Origin of the sequence: Actinacidiphila acidipaludis, from assembly GCF_019890725.1 — a bacterium.
In the GTDB taxonomy this organism is placed as follows: Bacteria; Actinomycetota; Actinomycetes; order Streptomycetales; family Streptomycetaceae; genus Actinacidiphila; species Actinacidiphila acidipaludis.
In genome coordinates, this window is the sequence record NZ_JAINZZ010000099.1 from 1 (window position 1) to 17,086 (window position 17,086).

General features: G+C 70.7%; 17 protein-coding genes and 1 pseudogene. 12 read left to right on the top strand and 6 right to left on the bottom strand.

What is annotated here, in order from left to right:
• Positions 1 to 169 precede the first annotated feature (169 nt).
• Both K7862_RS35905 and K7862_RS35910 read right to left on the bottom strand, forming a co-directional pair.
• Positions 170 to 607: a universal stress protein gene (locus tag K7862_RS35905; protein ID WP_222969751.1), complete on the bottom strand. Its 438-nt coding sequence runs from the start codon at positions 605 to 607 to the stop codon at positions 170 to 172.
• A 135-nt stretch (positions 608 to 742) separates the two neighbouring features.
• Positions 743 to 2,284: a CehA/McbA family metallohydrolase gene (locus K7862_RS35910; protein ID WP_262414332.1), complete on the bottom strand. Its 1,542-nt coding sequence runs from the start codon at positions 2,282 to 2,284 to the stop codon at positions 743 to 745.
• 354 nt (positions 2,285 to 2,638) lie between these two features.
• On the opposite strand from K7862_RS35910, the gene K7862_RS35915 reads away from it, so the two are divergent.
• Positions 2,639 to 2,956, top strand: coding sequence for a hypothetical protein (locus K7862_RS35915; protein ID WP_222969755.1), 318 nt, complete (start codon positions 2,639 to 2,641; stop codon positions 2,954 to 2,956).
• Between the two features lie 155 nt (positions 2,957 to 3,111).
• Entirely contained in the window at positions 3,112 to 3,411 is a 300-nt protein-coding gene (locus K7862_RS35920; RefSeq protein ID WP_222969757.1) for a hypothetical protein, read from the top strand.
• 69 nt (positions 3,412 to 3,480) lie between these two features.
• Here the strand turns inward: K7862_RS35920 and K7862_RS35925 are convergent, their stop codons facing one another.
• Positions 3,481 to 5,283, bottom strand: a complete 1,803-nt coding sequence (locus K7862_RS35925) for an alkaline phosphatase family protein (protein ID WP_222969759.1) — start codon at positions 5,281 to 5,283, stop codon at positions 3,481 to 3,483.
• 378 nt (positions 5,284 to 5,661) lie between these two features.
• Between K7862_RS35925 and K7862_RS35930 the strand changes: the two genes are divergently transcribed.
• From K7862_RS35930 to K7862_RS35940, 3 genes are all read left to right on the top strand, one after another.
• Entirely contained in the window at positions 5,662 to 6,477 is an 816-nt protein-coding gene (locus tag K7862_RS35930; RefSeq protein WP_222969761.1) for an alpha/beta fold hydrolase, read from the top strand.
• A 366-nt stretch (positions 6,478 to 6,843) separates the two neighbouring features.
• Positions 6,844 to 7,410 carry an SRPBCC family protein gene (locus tag K7862_RS38570; RefSeq protein WP_222969763.1) on the top strand — a complete coding sequence of 189 codons (567 nt, stop codon included), beginning with the start codon at positions 6,844 to 6,846 and terminating at the stop codon, positions 7,408 to 7,410.
• A gap of 143 nt (positions 7,411 to 7,553) precedes the next feature.
• Positions 7,554 to 9,995 (top strand): phosphoketolase family protein, encoded by a 2,442-nt coding sequence (locus tag K7862_RS35940; protein WP_222969765.1) that lies wholly within the window; start codon positions 7,554 to 7,556, stop codon positions 9,993 to 9,995.
• Positions 9,996 to 10,291: 296 nt separating this feature from the next.
• Here K7862_RS35940 and K7862_RS35945 read toward each other — a convergent pair whose 3' ends face one another.
• Complete coding sequence (locus K7862_RS35945) at positions 10,292 to 10,909, bottom strand: DUF5317 family protein (RefSeq protein ID WP_222969767.1); 618 nt, start codon at positions 10,907 to 10,909, stop codon at positions 10,292 to 10,294.
• A 393-nt stretch (positions 10,910 to 11,302) separates the two neighbouring features.
• Here K7862_RS35945 and K7862_RS35950 point away from each other — a divergent pair, with 393 nt between their 5' ends.
• Together K7862_RS35950 and K7862_RS35955 are read left to right on the top strand one after the other, a co-directional pair.
• Positions 11,303 to 11,782: a carboxymuconolactone decarboxylase family protein gene (locus tag K7862_RS35950; RefSeq protein WP_222969779.1), complete on the top strand. Its 480-nt coding sequence runs from the start codon at positions 11,303 to 11,305 to the stop codon at positions 11,780 to 11,782.
• A 575-nt stretch (positions 11,783 to 12,357) separates the two neighbouring features.
• Entirely contained in the window at positions 12,358 to 12,798 is a 441-nt protein-coding gene (locus K7862_RS35955) for a VOC family protein (protein WP_222969769.1), read from the top strand.
• A 78-nt stretch (positions 12,799 to 12,876) separates the two neighbouring features.
• Here the strand turns inward: K7862_RS35955 and K7862_RS35960 are convergent, their stop codons facing one another.
• On the bottom strand, positions 12,877 to 13,641 hold the full coding sequence (locus K7862_RS35960) for an MgtC/SapB family protein (RefSeq protein ID WP_222969771.1): 765 nt from the start codon (positions 13,639 to 13,641) through the stop codon (positions 12,877 to 12,879).
• A gap of 373 nt (positions 13,642 to 14,014) precedes the next feature.
• Here K7862_RS35960 and K7862_RS35965 point away from each other — a divergent pair.
• From K7862_RS35965 to K7862_RS35985, 5 genes and pseudogenes are all read left to right on the top strand, one after another.
• Positions 14,015 to 15,075: pseudogene (locus K7862_RS35965) on the top strand (winged helix DNA-binding domain-containing protein); the annotation flags it as partial.
• Entirely contained in the window at positions 15,066 to 15,257 is a 192-nt protein-coding gene (locus K7862_RS35970; RefSeq protein WP_262414331.1) for a toxin-antitoxin system HicB family antitoxin, read from the top strand. The pseudogene K7862_RS35965 and the gene K7862_RS35970, both read left to right, overlap by 10 nt.
• A gap of 47 nt (positions 15,258 to 15,304) precedes the next feature.
• Positions 15,305 to 15,550 carry a hypothetical protein gene (locus tag K7862_RS35975; RefSeq protein WP_308012370.1) on the top strand — a complete coding sequence of 82 codons (246 nt, stop codon included), beginning with the start codon at positions 15,305 to 15,307 and terminating at the stop codon, positions 15,548 to 15,550.
• A gap of 183 nt (positions 15,551 to 15,733) precedes the next feature.
• Positions 15,734 to 15,877, top strand: coding sequence for a hypothetical protein (locus K7862_RS35980; protein ID WP_222969775.1), 144 nt, complete (start codon positions 15,734 to 15,736; stop codon positions 15,875 to 15,877).
• A 60-nt stretch (positions 15,878 to 15,937) separates the two neighbouring features.
• The gene (locus tag K7862_RS35985; RefSeq protein WP_222969777.1) at positions 15,938 to 16,564 is read left to right on the top strand and encodes a hypothetical protein; all 627 of its coding nucleotides are present in this window, start codon (positions 15,938 to 15,940) and stop codon (positions 16,562 to 16,564) included.
• A 359-nt stretch (positions 16,565 to 16,923) separates the two neighbouring features.
• Here K7862_RS35985 and K7862_RS38575 read toward each other — a convergent pair.
• Positions 16,924 to 17,086 (bottom strand): aromatic-ring hydroxylase C-terminal domain-containing protein (locus K7862_RS38575; RefSeq protein WP_372461689.1); only part of this gene is annotated, 163 nt, incomplete at its 5' end.

Sequence of the window (17,086 nt, forward strand, 5' to 3'; positions counted from 1 at the left end):
CCCTCATACGACGGCTCCTCGATCTCGCCGGACCCCGCCGCCTCCGGCGGCCGGGCGCTTGCCACCATGATCGGCCACCGTGCCCGCGGACGCGAACGGCCGCCGCGCACCCGTGCGGTCACGAGTGCGCGGCGGCCGTCCCGCCTCGCCGGCGTCCTGGGAGAAATTGTCAGGACGCGGCGCGGACCAGCAGAACCGACACCGGCGCGGCCTTGGCCACGTCGTTGCTGACACTCGCGTGCAGGAAACCGGAGATGCCGCGGTAGTGCCCGGGGCCGACCGCGATCAGGTCGCTGCCCAGGGCCTCGGCGCGCTCCACCAGGATCGCCGGCACCTCTTCCCGCAGACCCTCGTCGACCTCGCCCTCGGCGGCGATCCCCTCGCCGCGCAGACGGGTCAGCGCCGCGGCCACGACCTCCTGGCCCTCGGTGGGCTCTTCGGTGGACACGACGACGCCCGCGGTCAGGCCCCCGGCGATGACCTGCTCGGGGCGGATGTGTATGACGTGGACGCTCGCGCCGCTGAGCTTGGCGAGGGAGGCCACGGAGTCCAGCACGGCGGTGCCGTGCGCCGAGCCGTCGACGGCGGCGAGGATCTTCTTGTACATACGATCAACTTCCTTGTCACAAGGGGGTCCGAGGGATCCGCGGCCCTTCCTTGGTGGTTCAGCTTTCACGCACCGTGATCCATTCCCGGCCAGGGCGTGACGGACGCCACTCCGGGAACGGCCGGCGACGGCCCGTCAGCCCTTCGCGGGTACGAGGAAGACCGGGTTGGTCAGCGCGGCCATCGGACCCCACACCAGGGCGGGACCCATGGTGTTGCCCTTGCCGGGAGTGCCGTCCGCCATCGGGTGCCGGACCTCGGCGCGGACGTAGGCGGCGAGCGAGGTGGTGGTGCGCCAGACGACCGTGCCGCTGCCCGACGCCGGCAGCGACTCCTGGTGCATCTGGCCCTCGTCGGTGATGAACCGCACCGTCCCGTTCGGGACGCCGGCCACGTCCAGCCGCACGTCGACCGGGGCGTCCGCGGGCAGGGTCAGCCGCTCGCCGATGCCGGCCTGCCGTCCGCCGCCGGTCACGGTGAACGTGAGCTCAACGGCCGAGGACTCGGCGATCCAGTTCCGTCCCGCGCGGATACCGTCCATCAGGGAGTCGGTGGCCAGATCCTCGGCCAGGACGACGTTGTGGGGCAGGCCGATGACCTGCGGTTCGCTGTGCGCGTCGCTGTTGCCCATGGCCGGCAGCCACGGCCCGCCGCTGCGGACCGCCTCGCCGAGCTTGGCGTCCCAGGTGTCGACGGCCGACTCGTCGTCGTACGTCCACGGCCCGTTCCAGACCTCGACGGCGTCGGCGGAGTCGTAGCCGAACTTCCACTGGCAGGCGACGTAGGGGCAGTACGGGTGGGCGGGCACGACCAGGCCGCCGGCGCGGTGGACCTTGCGAGCGAAGCGGTCGAAGGCGTCGTCGCGGGAGCGGTAGCGCCAGTCGATCCAGTCGCCCGCGGGCAGCCCGAGGGCGAGCCAGTGGCCGTTGCGGGTGGTGATCTCCTCACCGGTGATGATCAGCAGGTCCTGACCCGCGTACTGGCCCCACACGCCGTGCGACGAGGTGGTGTTGTGGTCGGTGCTGACCATGAAGTCCAGACCCGCGGCGCGTGCGCCGGCCGCGACCTCGGACGGCAGGCGCTTGCCGTCGGAGTACACGGTGTGCAGGTGGCAGTCGCCGCGGTACCACGCGCGGCCCCGGCCCTTCGCCCGCTGCGGCGGGTAGTCCGGCACGAAGCGCGGGCCGGGCTCTCCGTAGGTCAGGGTGACCGTGACCCGGTAGTTCATGCCCTGGGGTGCGACCTGGTAGGGGCCGAGCACGATGTTCCAGGTGCCGGCCGACACCGGGCCGGGCAGGTAGCCGGGGGTGGCCTCGCTGTTGCTGATCTCGAACGAGGTGCGGAAGCCGCCGGACCAGCCCCGGAAGCCCTGACCGTCCAGCTTGGTGCCGCGCTGGTCGAAGACCCCGATGTCGCACGAGTTGCCGGGGGTGCCGGCGGGCACGCCCGGCTTGTCGTACGCGTAGGCGACGGAGATCTTCTGCACGCCCTGCGGGATCTCCACGGGCAGGTACACGAAGTCCGCGGCGCCGGTGTCCAGGTGACCCGTCACCGTCTTGGTGACCTGCGTGCCCGACGGGGGAGTCGCACCGCCGGACGCGCTGCCGGACGAACCGCCGGCGGCCGACGCGAACGACACGGGCGCCAAGGTGATGGCCGCGGCTCCGGCCGCGGCCATCAGCAGACCGCGACGGCCCACCCCCGGGGCCTTACCGGCCGCCGCCGCAGCATCGGCGGCGTCCGCGCCGAGTTCCTCGGCGTTGTGCTCGCAATAACCGTCAAGACACATGCTGTCCTCGCAGAGATCGGGGGCAGACCGCCCGTGGCCTTCGTCCCGGGCGGTGGGCGCGGGGCGCCCGTGATCCACGCGGCACCGTCTCTCCGGTGAATGAACGGCAGGTGTGCACCGGGGGGACGGGCAGCCAATGCCGCATTTGAGTCTAGAGGCAGCGTTGTCAGGAGCACGCCAGAATGGCTAGAGTGGCCCGTGTGCTACCCGCGTAGCGTCCACCCCCACCTTCCGGGACGTGACATGACCCGACTGCGCCGTCTGCTCACCGCCGCCTCCTCGCTGGCCCTGCCCGCGGTCCTCGCCGGAGTTCCGTCCGCCCACGCCGTCGTGCCGCCCGAACACGCCGTCGTGACGTGCCAGACCGCGAGTTTCTACGCCAACTACGACAGCGCGAACGGCCCTTCGGGATTCCTGCGCACCCTGACCTACGGGAACAAGATCGGCCACACGCCGGGCGTCCACCCGGTCTACAACGGCTGGGCGGCGAGCTTCGACTTCGGTCCCAACGACTGGGGCTACCTGCGGATCGAATGCATCGGCGGCTACAACTCCTGGTAGGTCCTGCCTGCTCCCGGCAGCCCGCGGCGGGCCGCCCGTCCGGCCAGGGGCTCGCCCGCCGTCCGTCGCTCCGTGTTCTCCGTCGCTGACCCGCCGCCGGTGACCCGCTGCCGCTGGTTCGTTCCCCCCTCCCGCGTTCTCTCTCAGGAGCCGACATGCCGCGATCCCTCCCCGCCCGCCTCCTCGGAGCCGCCGCGGGCGCCGTCCTCGCCGCCTCGGCGCTCCTCGCCACCACCGCGGCACCCGCCGAGGCGGCTGACGGCGCCGTCGGCGTCCGCGAGACCGTCTGCGCCGACAGCCTCTACGTCCGCACGGAACCGCTCGGCGCCTGGACGGGCACGCTGTACCGGGGTCAGACATTCCTGGTCGAACAGCTCGACGGCTCCTGGGTCTACGGCTTCGCCTACGGAGACATCAACCGCCACGGCTGGGTCCAGAACGGCTGGTTCTGCTGAGGACGTCCGCCGGGTGACCGGCGTGTCCCGGGCGGCGGTTCGGCGCGCCCGGGACACGCCGGTCGGGCATCAGCCGACCGTCAGGGTGAACGGGCCGGCCAGGACGGAGTAGCCGTCGTTCGCGAGGTAGTACACGCCGTACGTGCCGGGCCCGTTGAGCTTGCCGGTGGCGAAGGTCAGGGCGCCGCCGGCGTTCGGGGCGTAGGCCCACGTCAGTGACGGTTGCCCGCCGGGAGTGACGCCCGCCGGGTAGATGCCCACCCAGTTCTTCGCGCTGACCTGCGCTGCCGACGGCACCGTGTAACGCAGGGTGACATTCCCGCCGTTCGCGACCGCGTTCAGGTCGCCGGTGAGCGTCGGCGCCGTCGCGCCCGACGGGACGAACGCGGCATTGAGCGGCGTCGCGTAGGTGTCGTTGGCCGTCAGACCGGGCAGCCCGAGCGCGGCCTCGATGGTGCGCCCGATCCCGTAGTGGTCGTAGTGCAGCGGACTGCTCGTGCCGGCCGGGACGGTGCCGCGGGAGCCGACCAGGACGGTGGCCAGGTGGTTGTACGCCTCGCTGTCGCTCTCGTCCCACGTCAGAACGATCAGCGATCGCTGCTCGGTGAACGCGGGCGAGGCCAGCACCGGGCCGAGCGTCTGCCGGAGCCAGCCGTCCTGCGTCCGCAGACTCGCCGCGCTGCCGTTGCCCGACGCCTCACCGTCGTAGTAGTCGTCGGCGGCGATCCAGGCGAAGTCCGGCGTGCTCGCGGCGGACTGCAGATCCGTGGTGAGCTGCGAGGTGTCGGCCAGGTGCGCCGCACAGCGGCCCGCGTCGGTGCTGACATCGGTGTAGTTGATGAACGGCGCGTCGTCCGGCTCGTAGTAGCTGTCGTAGGTGTTCTTGGTGTTGCAGGGCGTGCCCATGCCCTGCTCGTACGCCTTCCAGCTCTTGCCCGCGGCTTCCAGGGTGTCGCCCAGGTTCCGCTCGGGGGAGTTGATGTTCGGCCAGTAGGTGGCGCCCCTGGCGTACGTGTCGCCGCCCGCGACGGCGAGGTAGTTCTCGTCGCTGGGGTGATAGACACCGTGCGCGTCGGTCAGCGTCGCACCCTGCGTCATGAGGCTGTGCATGAAGGGTGTGTCGGCCGGGTCGTTCATGACCTGCGCGTAGTCGGTGTTCTCCATCATCACGACGAACACGTGGTCGTAGCCCGGCACATGGGACGGCGGAGGGATGAGCGGGGACGCCGCGACCGGTGTGTCCAGCGTGAGCGACAGATTGTCCAGGTAGCCCGTCTCGCTCGCCGTCGACAGGAACTGCACCTCGACCTGGACGGACCGGGTTCCCGCCGGCACCGAACCGGTGGCGTTGCGCGCCAGGAACGCGGTTGCCTGTCCCCGGTCGGCGGCGGAGACCGTCGGAAGCTTGACGGCCGCGCCGACCGGGCGCCCGCTCGCGTCGTGGAAGTGCAGGCTGACCGCGACGTACCCGCTGTAGGTCGTCCAACCGCCCAGCCAGCCCGACAGGTCGAACGTCACCGCGCCGGTGTCGACGGCCGCCGCGGCGGACGACACGTCCACCGTCTGCGCCATCGAGCCGTCGCCGAAGTTGCCCGGCCCGAAGAAGCCCCTGCCCGGCGTCTTCCCGTCGCCGGGCAGGGCGAACGACCCGACGGTGGAGCACATCACGTCCGGGCCGCCGGCCTGTGTGGTCCACCCGGGTACGGTGGTGGCCGCGGCCCAGTCGCCGGTGCAGTAACCCCCCGCCTCCGCGTCGCCGTTGACGATCAGATTGCCGCTGCCGGCCGCCGCCCGCGCCGGCGGCGGTGCGAAGACGAGCAGGGCGCCGAGCAGTGCCAGCAGCCCGGCGATGGAACTCCCTCGCAGTCTCATGATGTACCTCGTCCCGTTGATGGGGGGCCGTGGCGCCGCGGCTCCGGGTCGGCGGCGCCAGGATCCTGGACGGACCATGGGTACCGGCTGCCGCCGAGGAGCGGAAGAACGCCGATCGAACACGGATGTACGTGCGCACGTCAAAGCTCGGTGCGTCCACGTCGCCCGGGACCGACGGAGCCTGCCGGCGTGGCGCCAACGCCGGCCGGTCCGGACATGACCGACCGGCCGGAGCCCGATTACCTAAGCGTGACGGATTCCGCGCCGCGAGCCGCTCCGTAACGTCGTGGTCGTCAGCGAGGGCCGGACGACGGCCCGGCCAGCGGACACCCGGCGCACACTGCCGGGTGTCCGCCGGACCACGAGAGAGGACCAGCGATGTTCTTCGAGACCCACGACGGCACCCAGCTCGCCTACGAGGACTACGGCACCGGCTCGCCGATCGTCTTCGTCGCCGGCGCCATGCTCCCCACGGACATGTGGGAGTACCAGATCCCCTTCTTCGTCGACCGCGGCTACCGCTGCATCGCCATCGACCGGCGCGGACACGGCCGTTCGGACCGGCCCTCGGGCGGCTACGACATCGACACCACCGCGGACGACCTCGCCGCCCTGCTCGACCACCTGGACCTGCGCGACGTCACGCTGGTCGGGCACTCCACCGGCGGCGCCGAGGTGGCCCGGCTCGTCGCACGCCACGGCGAGACGCGCGTCGCCCGCGTCGTGTTCCTCGCGGCGATCCTGCCGTTCATGAAGCTGACCGACGACAACCCGGCGGGCATCCCCGAGGCGGTCGCCGAAGGTCTCTTCGAGGCCATCCGTACCGACCGCGGCAAGTGGATGGGCCGCCAGACACAGGCGTACTTCGCCACGCACCTGGGCAACGACGTGTCGCCCGAGCAGGCCGACACCACCTACCGCCAGTGCATGGCGACCTCGCCCTGGGCCACCCTGAAGATGCAGGAGACGGCCTTCAACGCCGACAACCGCGCGGCCCTGCGCACCATCACCGTCCCCGCGATGGTGGTCCACGGCGCGGCCGACTTCTCCGCGCCCATCGACGTCACGGGCCGGCGCACCGCCGAACTCCTGCCGGGATGCACGTACCGGGAGTACCCCACGGCGGGCCACGGTCTGTACGTCAGCCACGCCGCCGAGTTCAACGACGACCTGCTGGCCTTCCTCAAGAGCTGAGGCTCTCGCACCGCCCGTACCATTCCCGTCGGCCCTGCCACCCAGGCCGTCCGCGCTCCACGCCGGACGCCGGCCGCCGCAGGACGGTGCGTGGCGTGGCGCCGGGGTGAGCGTCGCCGCGACGCGGTCGGGCTTCGGCGCGCCGGTCGCCTCTGTGCGGTGGCCGGACAGGTCACGCTTGTGCGGCGGTCGCCTCCGACACGCCCGGGGCCCTCGCGGGTCCCAGCCGTCGGGACGGCCCGCAGCCCGACGTGCCGCCCGTGGCGCTGGGCGGACCTGCCCCTGCCGGGTGCCGCCGACCACGAGTAGCCTTGAAACGGTGTGCCTCGTGCCGCTCGGAGGCCGTGCGCCGCCTAGCCTGGCACCGTGGCCCTGTTCGAGATCGAGCGCGTGACACCGCTGCCGCCCGCCGAGGCATGGCGGCGGCTGACGACCTGGGAGCGGCACAGCGCCACGGTGCCGCTGACCCGGATCACCGTGCGCACGCCGCCGCCCTCGGGCACCGGCACCCTCTTCGTCGCCCGCACCGGCGTCGGCCCGATCGGCTTCGACGACCCCATGGAGGTCGTCGAGTGGGAGCCGGACCGGTACTGCCGGCTGCGGAAGACCGGACGCGTGGTCACGGGCTGGGCCGAGATCGAGGTGCGCCCGCTGGGCGGCACCGCTCCGGTGACGGGCACGCCTTGGTCGATCGCCCCCGCGGGGCCGGGGTCGTCCGGGCCGAGCGCACCCGCAGCGTCGTCCGACGCCGGCGGGCAGGCGGGGGCGCCGGGGGAACAGGCCCCGGGCGAGGGCGACGCGCCGACCGGGACCGTCGTGCGTTGGCGCGAGGAGCTGCGGGTACGCGGGGTACCACGGGCGCTGGATCCGGTCACGGTCGCGGCCGGCAGGTTCATATTCGGCCGCGCCCTCGACACCCTGCTGCGGGTCTGAGCGCGACACCCCTGCGCACCGTGGCGCGGGTCTCGCCCGCGGCCGTCCGGTGCCGTGCACCCACCGTCCTCCACCGGCACGCCGTGCGCCGTGCCCAGCCCCGGTCCGTCCACGCCGAAGCCCACGACCGTCTGGAGACGAGAATGTCCGACGCCGCCGCCCCCGCCCCGCTGTCCGACGACGAGGTCCGGGCGCTGGACGCGCACTGGCGGGCCGCGAACTACCTCGCGGTGGGCCAGATCTACCTGCTGGGCAACCCTCTGCTGACGGAACCGCTGCGCCCCGAGCACGTCAAACCCCGGTTGCTCGGCCACTGGGGGACGTCGCCGGGTCTGAACCTCGTCCACACCCATCTCAACCGGGTCATCCGCGCGCGCGACCTGGACGCGATGTGCGTCTGGGGTCCCGGTCACGGCGGCCCCGCGGTACTCGCCAACTCCTGGATCGAAGGCAGCTACACCGAGACCTACCCCGACATCACCCGGGACGCCGAGGGCATGGGGAAGCTGTTCAAGCAGTTCTCCTTCCCCGGCGGCGTGCCCTCCCACGTCGCGCCGGAGACGCCGGGCTCGATCCACGAGGGCGGCGAACTCGGCTACGCCCTCTCGCACGCGTACGGCGCCGCGTTCGACAACCCAGGACTGGTCGTCGCCTGCGTCATCGGCGACGGCGAGGCGGAGACCGGGCCGCTGGCCGCGTCCTGGCACGCCAACAAGTTCCTCGACCCCGTGCACGACGGCGCGGTTCTGCCGATCCTGCACCTCAACGGATACAAGATCGCCAACCCGACCGTGCTCGCCCGTCTGTCCGAGGACGAACTCGACGAGCTGCTGCGCGGCTACGGCCACGACCCCGTCCACGTCTCCGGAGACGACCCCCTCCAGGTCCACCAGGCCATGGCCGCCGCCCTGGACACCGCTCTCGACCGCATCGCCGCCTTCCAGCACGCGGCACGCGACGGCCGTGACGCCGGACTGCCGACCGAGGCGACCGAACCCGGCGGCGCGGACGCGCGGGAGACCGGGGGAGCCGGCCGGCGACCGCGCTGGCCCGTCATCGTGCTGCGCACACCCAAGGGATGGACCGGTCCGGCCACGGTGGACGGCCTGCCCGTCGGGGGGACGTGGCGATCGCACCAGGTGCCGCTGTCCGAGGTGCGCACCAACCCCGTCCATCTGCGGCAGCTCGACGAGTGGCTGCGCTCCTACCGGCCGCAGGAGCTGTTCGACGCCCAGGGACGGCCCCGCGAGCAGGTACTGGCCTACGTCCCGCACGGCGACCGCCGGCTCGGCAGCAATCCGCACACCAACGGCGGACTGCTGCTGCGCGAGCTGCCCGTGCCCGATCTCGACAAGTACGCCGCGCCGGTCGACCGGCCGGGCACGACGATGCACGAACCCACCCACGTCCTGGGGGAGTTGCTCGAACAGGTGATGGCGGACACCGCGGAGCGCCGTGACTTCCGGCTCGTCGGCCCGGACGAGACCGCCTCCAACCGCCTGCAGGCCGTCTACGGCGCCACCGGCAAGGCGTGGCAGGCGAAGACACTGCCCGTCGACGAAAACCTCGACCCGCACGGGCGGGTGATGGAGATCCTGTCGGAACACACCTGCCAGGGCTGGCTCGAGGGCTACCTGCTCACCGGCCGGCACGGACTGTTCTCCTGCTACGAGGCGTTCGTGCACATCGTGGACTCCATGGTGAACCAGCACATCAAGTGGCTGCGCACCACCCGGCGGCTGCCCTGGCGCCGTCCCCTCGCCTCACTCAACTACCTGCTCACGTCGCACGTGTGGCGCCAGGACCACAACGGCTTCTCCCACCAGGACCCCGGCTTCATCGACCACATCCTCAACAAGGCACCCGAAGTCGTCCGTGTCTACCTGCCGCCGGACGTCAACACCCTGCTGTCCGTGGCCGACCACGCCCTGAGGTCCAGGGACTACGTCAACGTCATCGTCGCCGGCAAACAACCCTGCTTCGACTGGCTGGACATGGACGCGGCCCGCGCCCACTGCGCCCGCGGCGCCGGCATCTGGGACTGGGCAGGGACGGAGGACGGGCAGCACGAGCCGGACGTCGTCCTCGCCTGCGCGGGCGACGTCCCGACCCTGGAGGTCATGGCGGCCGCCCAGTTGGTACGCCGCCACCTGCCGCAGCTCGCGGTACGTGTCGTGAACGTGGTCGACCTGGCCCGGCTGCTGCCCAAAGAGGAGCACCCGCACGGCATGTCCGACGCGGAGTACGACGCGCTGTTCACGCCTGACAAGCCGGTGATCTTCGCGTACCACGGCTATCCCTGGCTCATCCACCGCCTGGCCTACCGGCGCCGGGGCCACGCCAACCTGCATGTGCGCGGCTACAAGGAGATCGGGACCACCACCACACCCTTCGACATGGTCGTCCGCAACGACCTCGACCGCTACCGGCTGGTCATGGACGTCATCGACCGCGTTCCCGGCCTCTCCGTGACGGCGGCCCCCGTACGGCAGTTGATGGAGGACGCCCGGCTGCGCCACCACGATTGGATCCGTATCAACGGGACCGACCTGCCCGAAGTCGCCGAGTGGACCTGGGAGAGGTGACGTTGCCTGCCGGCTGCGCTTTCCGCACCGAGGTGGTGCCGGAGGCTCTGCTGCAAGCCAACCGTCAGCCGCCGCCCCAGCTGGGGGCGCCGAGGGTGTAGAGGAGGACGGCCACGGAGGCCAGGGTGAACGCGGTCAGCGCCAGGCGCTGCCAGGGGATGATGCGAAGCATTGAAGACTCCTTGAGGTCGCTGCTGGGTCGGACTGTGTCCATGGGCGGGTCTGTCAGCCGCCGGTCCAGCTGGGAGCGCCGAGGGTGTAGAGGAGGACGGCGACGGAGGCCAGGGTGAACGCGGTCAGCGCCAGGCGCTGCCAGGTGCGGGCGTGGGACATGGCTGGTTCCTTTCTCGAGCGGCGTTGTCCGGGTGGTGCATGGCGGTTGCGACGAGCAGGGCCGCGGCGATCGCCAAGAGCACGTCGCCGATGCTGACCACGGCGTGCAGAGGCGGGACGGGGATGATGTCGCCCAGGGCGAGCAGACGGGTGCTGTGCTCAGCCGGCACGTTCTTGGCAGTCCGGAACCCGGCGCGCAGCCCAGCGACGGCCGCGGCGGAGGGGCTGTAAGGCATCCGGCCGTTGATGGCGATCGGCACAGCGTTGAGAACGGCTCCCGCGAGTGCCAGCTCCACCCCGATCTGCAACGGCCGTGTTCTGCCTCGCGCGTTGACGACCAGCCAGAAGAGGGCGAGGGCGATGGCCAATCCAAGCAGTGACGCCCTGAGATGGCGTCCGGCAGCGCCGGGCAGGCCGGCGGTACTCAGCTGCGCGACCTGCACGGCTGCCGCGACCCACAGCAGCCACAGCCTTCGCAGCCGCACGGCCGGCAGCCTGCGCAGCCGGCCACCGCTGAGATACCCGGCAAGCGTTCCTACCGCAACCGGTCCGCCGAACAGGATCAGCGGGGTGACGCCCATGGTTCCACCCCGTTGACGCGCACCCCCACGCCCATCCCCACCTCACTGCGACATAGCTCCGCAGGTTCCAAGCAGCCTGCGCCCCGGGCCCTCACCACGTCTCGATGAGACCGCCATCGGATCGTTGCAAGGCTGGAGTGCGGCCGCAAGCGCCCGGGACCGCCTATCCGGCTTCCGGAGCAGAACTGGCCTGAATGCGAGGTGGCTCGAGAGGTGGTGGCCATGCTGGTGCCCGCGCTGGGCGCCGTAGCGGTAGCTCGTCACATCGGACGCTCCGGGACCGATGGTTGCGAAGCGGGAAGCGGTTGGCATTGGGGGCGGGTGTCACGGGGGCCGGTGCCGCCTCGTCTCGTGGGTGACGGGGAACGGTTGTGGCAAAGGAGTTGTGCGGTGGTGGAACCGCGTTTGAGTCTTTCCGGAAGTGCCGTTGCGTCCAAGGCGATCCGGCAACTGGGCGCCGCGAGCCAGGCGGTGTTCGACAGCACGTCGATCCCCAAGCCGACGCAGGACATGGTGCTGCTGCGGGCGAGCCAGATCAACGGCTGCGGTTACTGCACGGACATGCACACCAAGGACCTCGCGCACGCCGGGGAGAGCCCGGTGCGCATCAACCTCGTCGCCGTCTGGCGGGAGGCGACGGTCTTCACGGACGCCGAGCGGGCGGCGCTGGAACTCGCCGAGGAGGGGACGCGGATCGCGGACGCGGCCGGCGGGGTCCCGGACGAGGTGTGGGAGCGCGCGGCCAAGCACTACGAGGAGGAGGACCTGGCCGCACTGGTCTGCCTGATCTCGCTGATCAATGCGTCGAACCGGCTGTGCGTGATGACCCGTCAGCCCGGCGGCTCCTACCAGCCCGCGGGTGGCCAGGGGTAGGGCCGCCTGACTGGGGGAGCGGGGGTCGTTGCCGTGGGCCGGCAGGGGTCACCGCGGTTGGCACGCTGGACGCCTCTGCCAAAGGTGGTCAATCAGCGTTGCGTTCGGCTGCAGCGTGCCACCAGCCGGATGGGACGGGCCGATGATCTTGGCGGAGGGCTGGGCGGGATGCAGCCCAAGACGTCGGAGTGCGTCGGCCCGTACCGCAACGTCGAACCAGCCGTGCCAGCGGCCGTCGGTCCCGATACCGCAGGCAAGCCGCCACCGGATCTCGTCCCGGTCGAAGGGCATCCAGTCGATGCCGCGCTCGCGCAGTCAAGCCCGCGCGGCCGCCGTCGGCGGGAGACGGCCGGGCAGGTTCTCGTAGGCCGCGATGGTGATCCAGCCGGTGTTCGGCACATCCATGGTCCCATGATGCGGGGGAGTGCCCCAACGCGGCACAGCCATTTCGCTGCCGGCCACGATCAGTACGCAGGTCCCGTGGAGGACGGCAGATCCTCGTCCATGGGAACGGGGGCCAGAGGGCGTGGCCAGGTCAACCGGCGGCGTCGGACCTGGCCCCTATGGTGAGCGACATGACCATTCGCCGCATGGACAACGTCGGCATCGTCGTCGACGACCTCGACGCCGCCGTCGCCTTCTTCACCGAGCTCGGCATGGAGCTGGAGGGCCGGATGCCGATCGAAGGACGCTGGGTCGAAAACGTCGTCGGGCTCGACGACATGCGGAGTGAGATCGCGATGATGCGGATCCCGGACGCCCCGGGCCGTCTCGAGTTGGCGACGTATCACAGCCCGAGAGCGATCACACCCAAGCCGGAGATCACCCCGGCGAACACGCTCGGCCTGCACCGCGTCATGTTCGCCGTCGACGACATCGAGGACACCCTCGCCCGCCTCCGCCCGCACGGAGCCGAACTCGTCGGCGAAGTGACACGCTTCGAGGACAGTTACCTCCTCTGCTACCTCCGCGGGCCGAGCGGAATCATCCTCGCGCTGGCGGAGCAATTGAGCTGAGAGCCACGGGAGTTCGCTCACCAAAGGCGCGGGGCTGGCGACCGCCGGCCGATCCCGCGACCACGTCTTCAACAGACTCTAGTAGTCGGCGTCTTCCGCGGGTGACCAGACGCCGAGGACGCCGGACATCTCGGCGAGGTGGGTGACCAGGGCGGGTACGTCGCCCGTGCCCTCGATGGAAACCTGCACCTGGGCCGAGCCCATGGCGGCCGGCCGCCGTTCGCCAGGTCCCGACCAGGGGGCCTGGTCCACGCGCAGGGCGACCACGCGGAAACCGGCCCCGGTGCAGCGTTCGAGGATCCGGGCGAGCACCCCGGATCCGACCTCGTAGGAGATCTGCAGGTCGGCCTGTCCTGCTCCGCCGACTGCGGGGAACCTCCCCGTGATCATCGGGTAGACCCGTACGACAAGGAAGTGGCCTGCGGTGGCCGCGATCGCGAGCAGGACGAGTCCGCCGCCGCAGGCCATGCCGATCGCCGCGGTCAGCCAGATGGTCGCGGCGGTCGTGAGCCCGCGGACGGCATCGCGGCGTACGAAGATCAGGCCGCCGCCGATGAACCCGATGCCGCTGACGACCTGAGCGGCGATCCGGGAGGGGTCGAGGGTGACGCCAGGAGTGCCGAGCACGGTGGCGAAGCCGTGTTGGGAGACCTCCATGAACAGTGCGGAGCCCACGCCGACGAGGGTGTGCGTGCGCAGCCCCGCGCTCTTCTGCTGGACGGCGCGTTCGAGCCCGATGAGGGTCGACAGGAGGAGGGCGAGCGCCAGTTCACCGAGCTGTCGCAGCCCTTGGCCGCCACTGGGATCCCACAACACCGAAGCCGTCGCTTGCGTGGCATGCATGCGGCCCACGCTACCTCCGCAACCTGCCCTGACCTCGGGTCCCACCGCGTGATTCGACCGTTTGTGCCGTGGGGAGGGGCACGGCGCCGGTGTCGGCCGCAGGGGAGTAGAGGCCCGCCGGGCCCACCTCGTGCGGGGAGAGGTGCGGATCGGGGCGCGGAGGCAGCGTGAAAGGGCAAGCCCGTATCCTGCGTCGTTGTGATCACCGCACGCGAACTCAATCGGGCTTCCCTCGGCCGCCAGTTGCTGCTGGAGCGCGAGCGGCTGACCGTCCCCGACGCGGTGCGAACCTTGGTCGCTGCAGGCATAGCACCCTGCCTCGCCCTATCTCGCGCTCTGGAGCCGGGTCACGGATTTCGCTCCGGCTGAGTTCGACACCGCGTTCATCGGACGTGCGGTGGTCAAGGCGACCTTGATGCGGATCACCTTGCACGCCGTGCATGCCGAGGACTGTCCGGTCCTGCGTGCAGCGGTGCAGCCCACCCTGTACGCCTCCCGGCTGGGTTTCCGTTTCGCTGAGGCGGGGCTGACCCCGGCGGACGCCGACGAGCTGGTGCCGGAGCTGCTGGCCTTCGCCCGCCGGCCACGCACTTCGGCCGAGATGGAGGCCTGGCTCGAGGAACGGCTCGGTGCCGCGAAGAAGGACGGGGCGTGGTGGGGGCTGAAGGCGTACGCGCCGCTGCACCACGCCCCGACGGGCGCGCCCTGGTCGTTCGGCCTCCGGTCGTCCTTCGTCGCGGCCGGGACCGGCCCGTCCCTACGGGGCGTGAGGTGGATCCACAGGCGTTGCGGACCCTGATCGTGCGCTATCTGGCGGGCTTCGGACCGGCATCGGTGGCGGACGTGGCGCAGTTCGCCATAGTGCAACGGTCGCCGGTCCGCGAGGCCCTGCGCGCTTTGGACGGCGTCGTCGAGCACCTCCACGGTCCGGACGGCAGCACGCTGTTCGATCTCCCGGGGGCTCTCAAGCCTCCTGCCGACACTCCCGCGCCGCCTCGGCTCCTGGCGATGTGGGACAGCATTCTGCTGGCCTACGCCGACCGCAGCCGAGTGATACCTCCGGCCTACCGCGGTCTGGTGACACGCAGGAACGGAGACCTACTGCCCACCGTGCTGGTGGACGGCCATGTCGCGGGTGTGTGGCCTCAGGTGGACGGGGGCATCGAGGGTCATGGCCTTCCATCCCCTTTCGGATGCCACCTGGGACGGACTCGCCGCAGAAGCCGAATCCCTGAAGGGACTCCTCGGCGAGGGCGAGGTCCACGGCCGCTATCAACACTGGTGGGGAAAGCTCCCCGAGAGCGAGGCGCGGACCTTGTGACCGAAGTACCGCGCTCCGGGCCAGACGGCACGGGTTGGTCTCGGGTCGGCCTCGAATACGGTGGCGGACCGTGCAACCGCGAGCTGGTGGCTACTATGGTGGCATGTCTGTGATGACGCTTCGGATCCCTGATGAGCTGGACCCTTCGATCCGTGCCAGCGCTGAGGCTGCGGGGATGAGCCTGAACGCCTACATCGTGCGCGCTGCGCGCCGCCAGGCCGTGCTCGATGCCGGCCGGAAGCTCGCTTCCCTCGGCCTTGGCGATGATCTGGCGGGCGAGAGCGACACGCTGTGAGGCGGGGGGAGATCTGGGCTCTCGCCGACGGACGGCACGTTCTCGTGGTGTCGCTGGACGGCCTGGAGGCCTCGTTCGGTGCCGTTCTCGCGATCGTGCTGCACCCTTCGGGCCGGTATCCCGATACGGCGATGTCCGTGGTGATCGACGATCCGCTGCCGAGTACTGCGGTCGCCGTGAACCTGCAGCAGATGCGGGTCGGCCGCTTCGACGAGGGCAAGTGTCTCGGCCCCGTCGATCGAGCGGTCATGGAGCGCGTGGACCAGGCGCTGCGCGCCGTGCTCGATCTGTAGTCGCCACAGCGTAAGACGGGGTGGGTCTCGAATGCTTGCGGCACCCCACGCGACCTCCCCGCCACGAAACCGCCGTCGCCCTTCTGTGCACAGCGCCACAGCACCGGCCGCACTGTTCGTGGCTGCAATCCTGGATCACCTCCGGGCCCTCGCCCGGCACGAGAGCTGTTTTCCCGGGGACGAGTGCGTACGCCCTCTGCGGGCGCCCTGCTGGAGTGGCTCGGGCAGATCGCGGAACTTGGCCGCCTATGGGGCTCGGGCGAGGCGGAGGAAGACGACGACCCGGACGTCATCGAGGCGGTCCGCGCCATTCAGGTGATGATCTAACGGGCCGTTGCAGCGCATCTGCGGGCAACGGACCCCGATATTCGTGCAGCAGCCCTTGAAGTGATCTCCGCGCTTTTCGAGGGCCCCGAATCGGCGGACAGCGTCTCTGAAGCAACTCAGCTCCTTCGTGACGGGCTGGATCACATCACCGAACGCCGTGAGCGTGCCGTCATCGTGACGGCCATCGGCGCCTGGGGCCAGGACACGAGTGACCTGCTCTCCGACCCTGACCCCGCCATCCAGGGCTGCGCGGCGCTGGCCGACGCCTGCGCCGAAAACCCCAGGGCAACGGACGAGATCCTGCGTGCGCTCCGTGCCCGTGCGACCGTCGACGAATGGTTCAGCGAGCCGCTGCCGTATACCGAAGGACCTGCGCGGCACGCACTTTTGGCCGCAGCGATTGAGCGCGCCACCTTCGAGGAACTCCTCCCGGCCGCGCTCGCCATGGTCCCCCTGTGCAGCAACCTCACAGCAGCCCACGACTGGGGGCCACTACTCGGCGCTGCCTTCCCCTGCGGCTACGCCGAATGCGACGGACCCACCCAACTGCGGCACGAGTACCTCAGTGCACTCGTCGAGCGGGACGCGGTCTGGCGCTTCGGCCACCTCACGGCCTCCTGGTTGCGGGACGTCGGCCTGCCCACGGACCGGGACGCAGTCAAAGCACTCCTGCGCAGTGCCAACTGAAGCCGCTCACTCCCAGCCTTCCCCAGGCTTTCCGAGCGCGAAGTCACATCCGGAATTTCCCAGGAAATTCCCGAAACCGTCGGCGTGCTCCATTCGCAACGGAATTCCGTGCACGTTGCCGCCTGCTCAAATTCGCCGCCTTGCCACAGCGACGCCGGGTAGCTGGTGGTCGTACTCGGCGTCGTTCATCGGCCCGGTGCACCCCAGCTAGTGGTGACCTCGCGGTGGAGGTAATGCGTTGCCCAGTGGCTGCGGTGGCGGGGGGCTCGATTTGAGGGCGGGGCCGTGCCCCGGTTTTGTTGGTGCTCCGGGGCGCGGTCGCCTTTTCCGTGCTGCCCTCTTGTTTTTGTGGCTTGGTCTTAGTTGTTGGGGGTTCCGAGGTAGTGGTGGAGGTGGGTGGTGAGGTGGTGGGGGTTGGTGCCGGCGTAGGCGATGTATCCGTCGGGTCGGATGAGGAGGGTGTGGGTGGGGTGGTAGGGGTGGGGGTTGGTGAGGGTTCCGGTGTGGGTGGTGAGTCGGTTG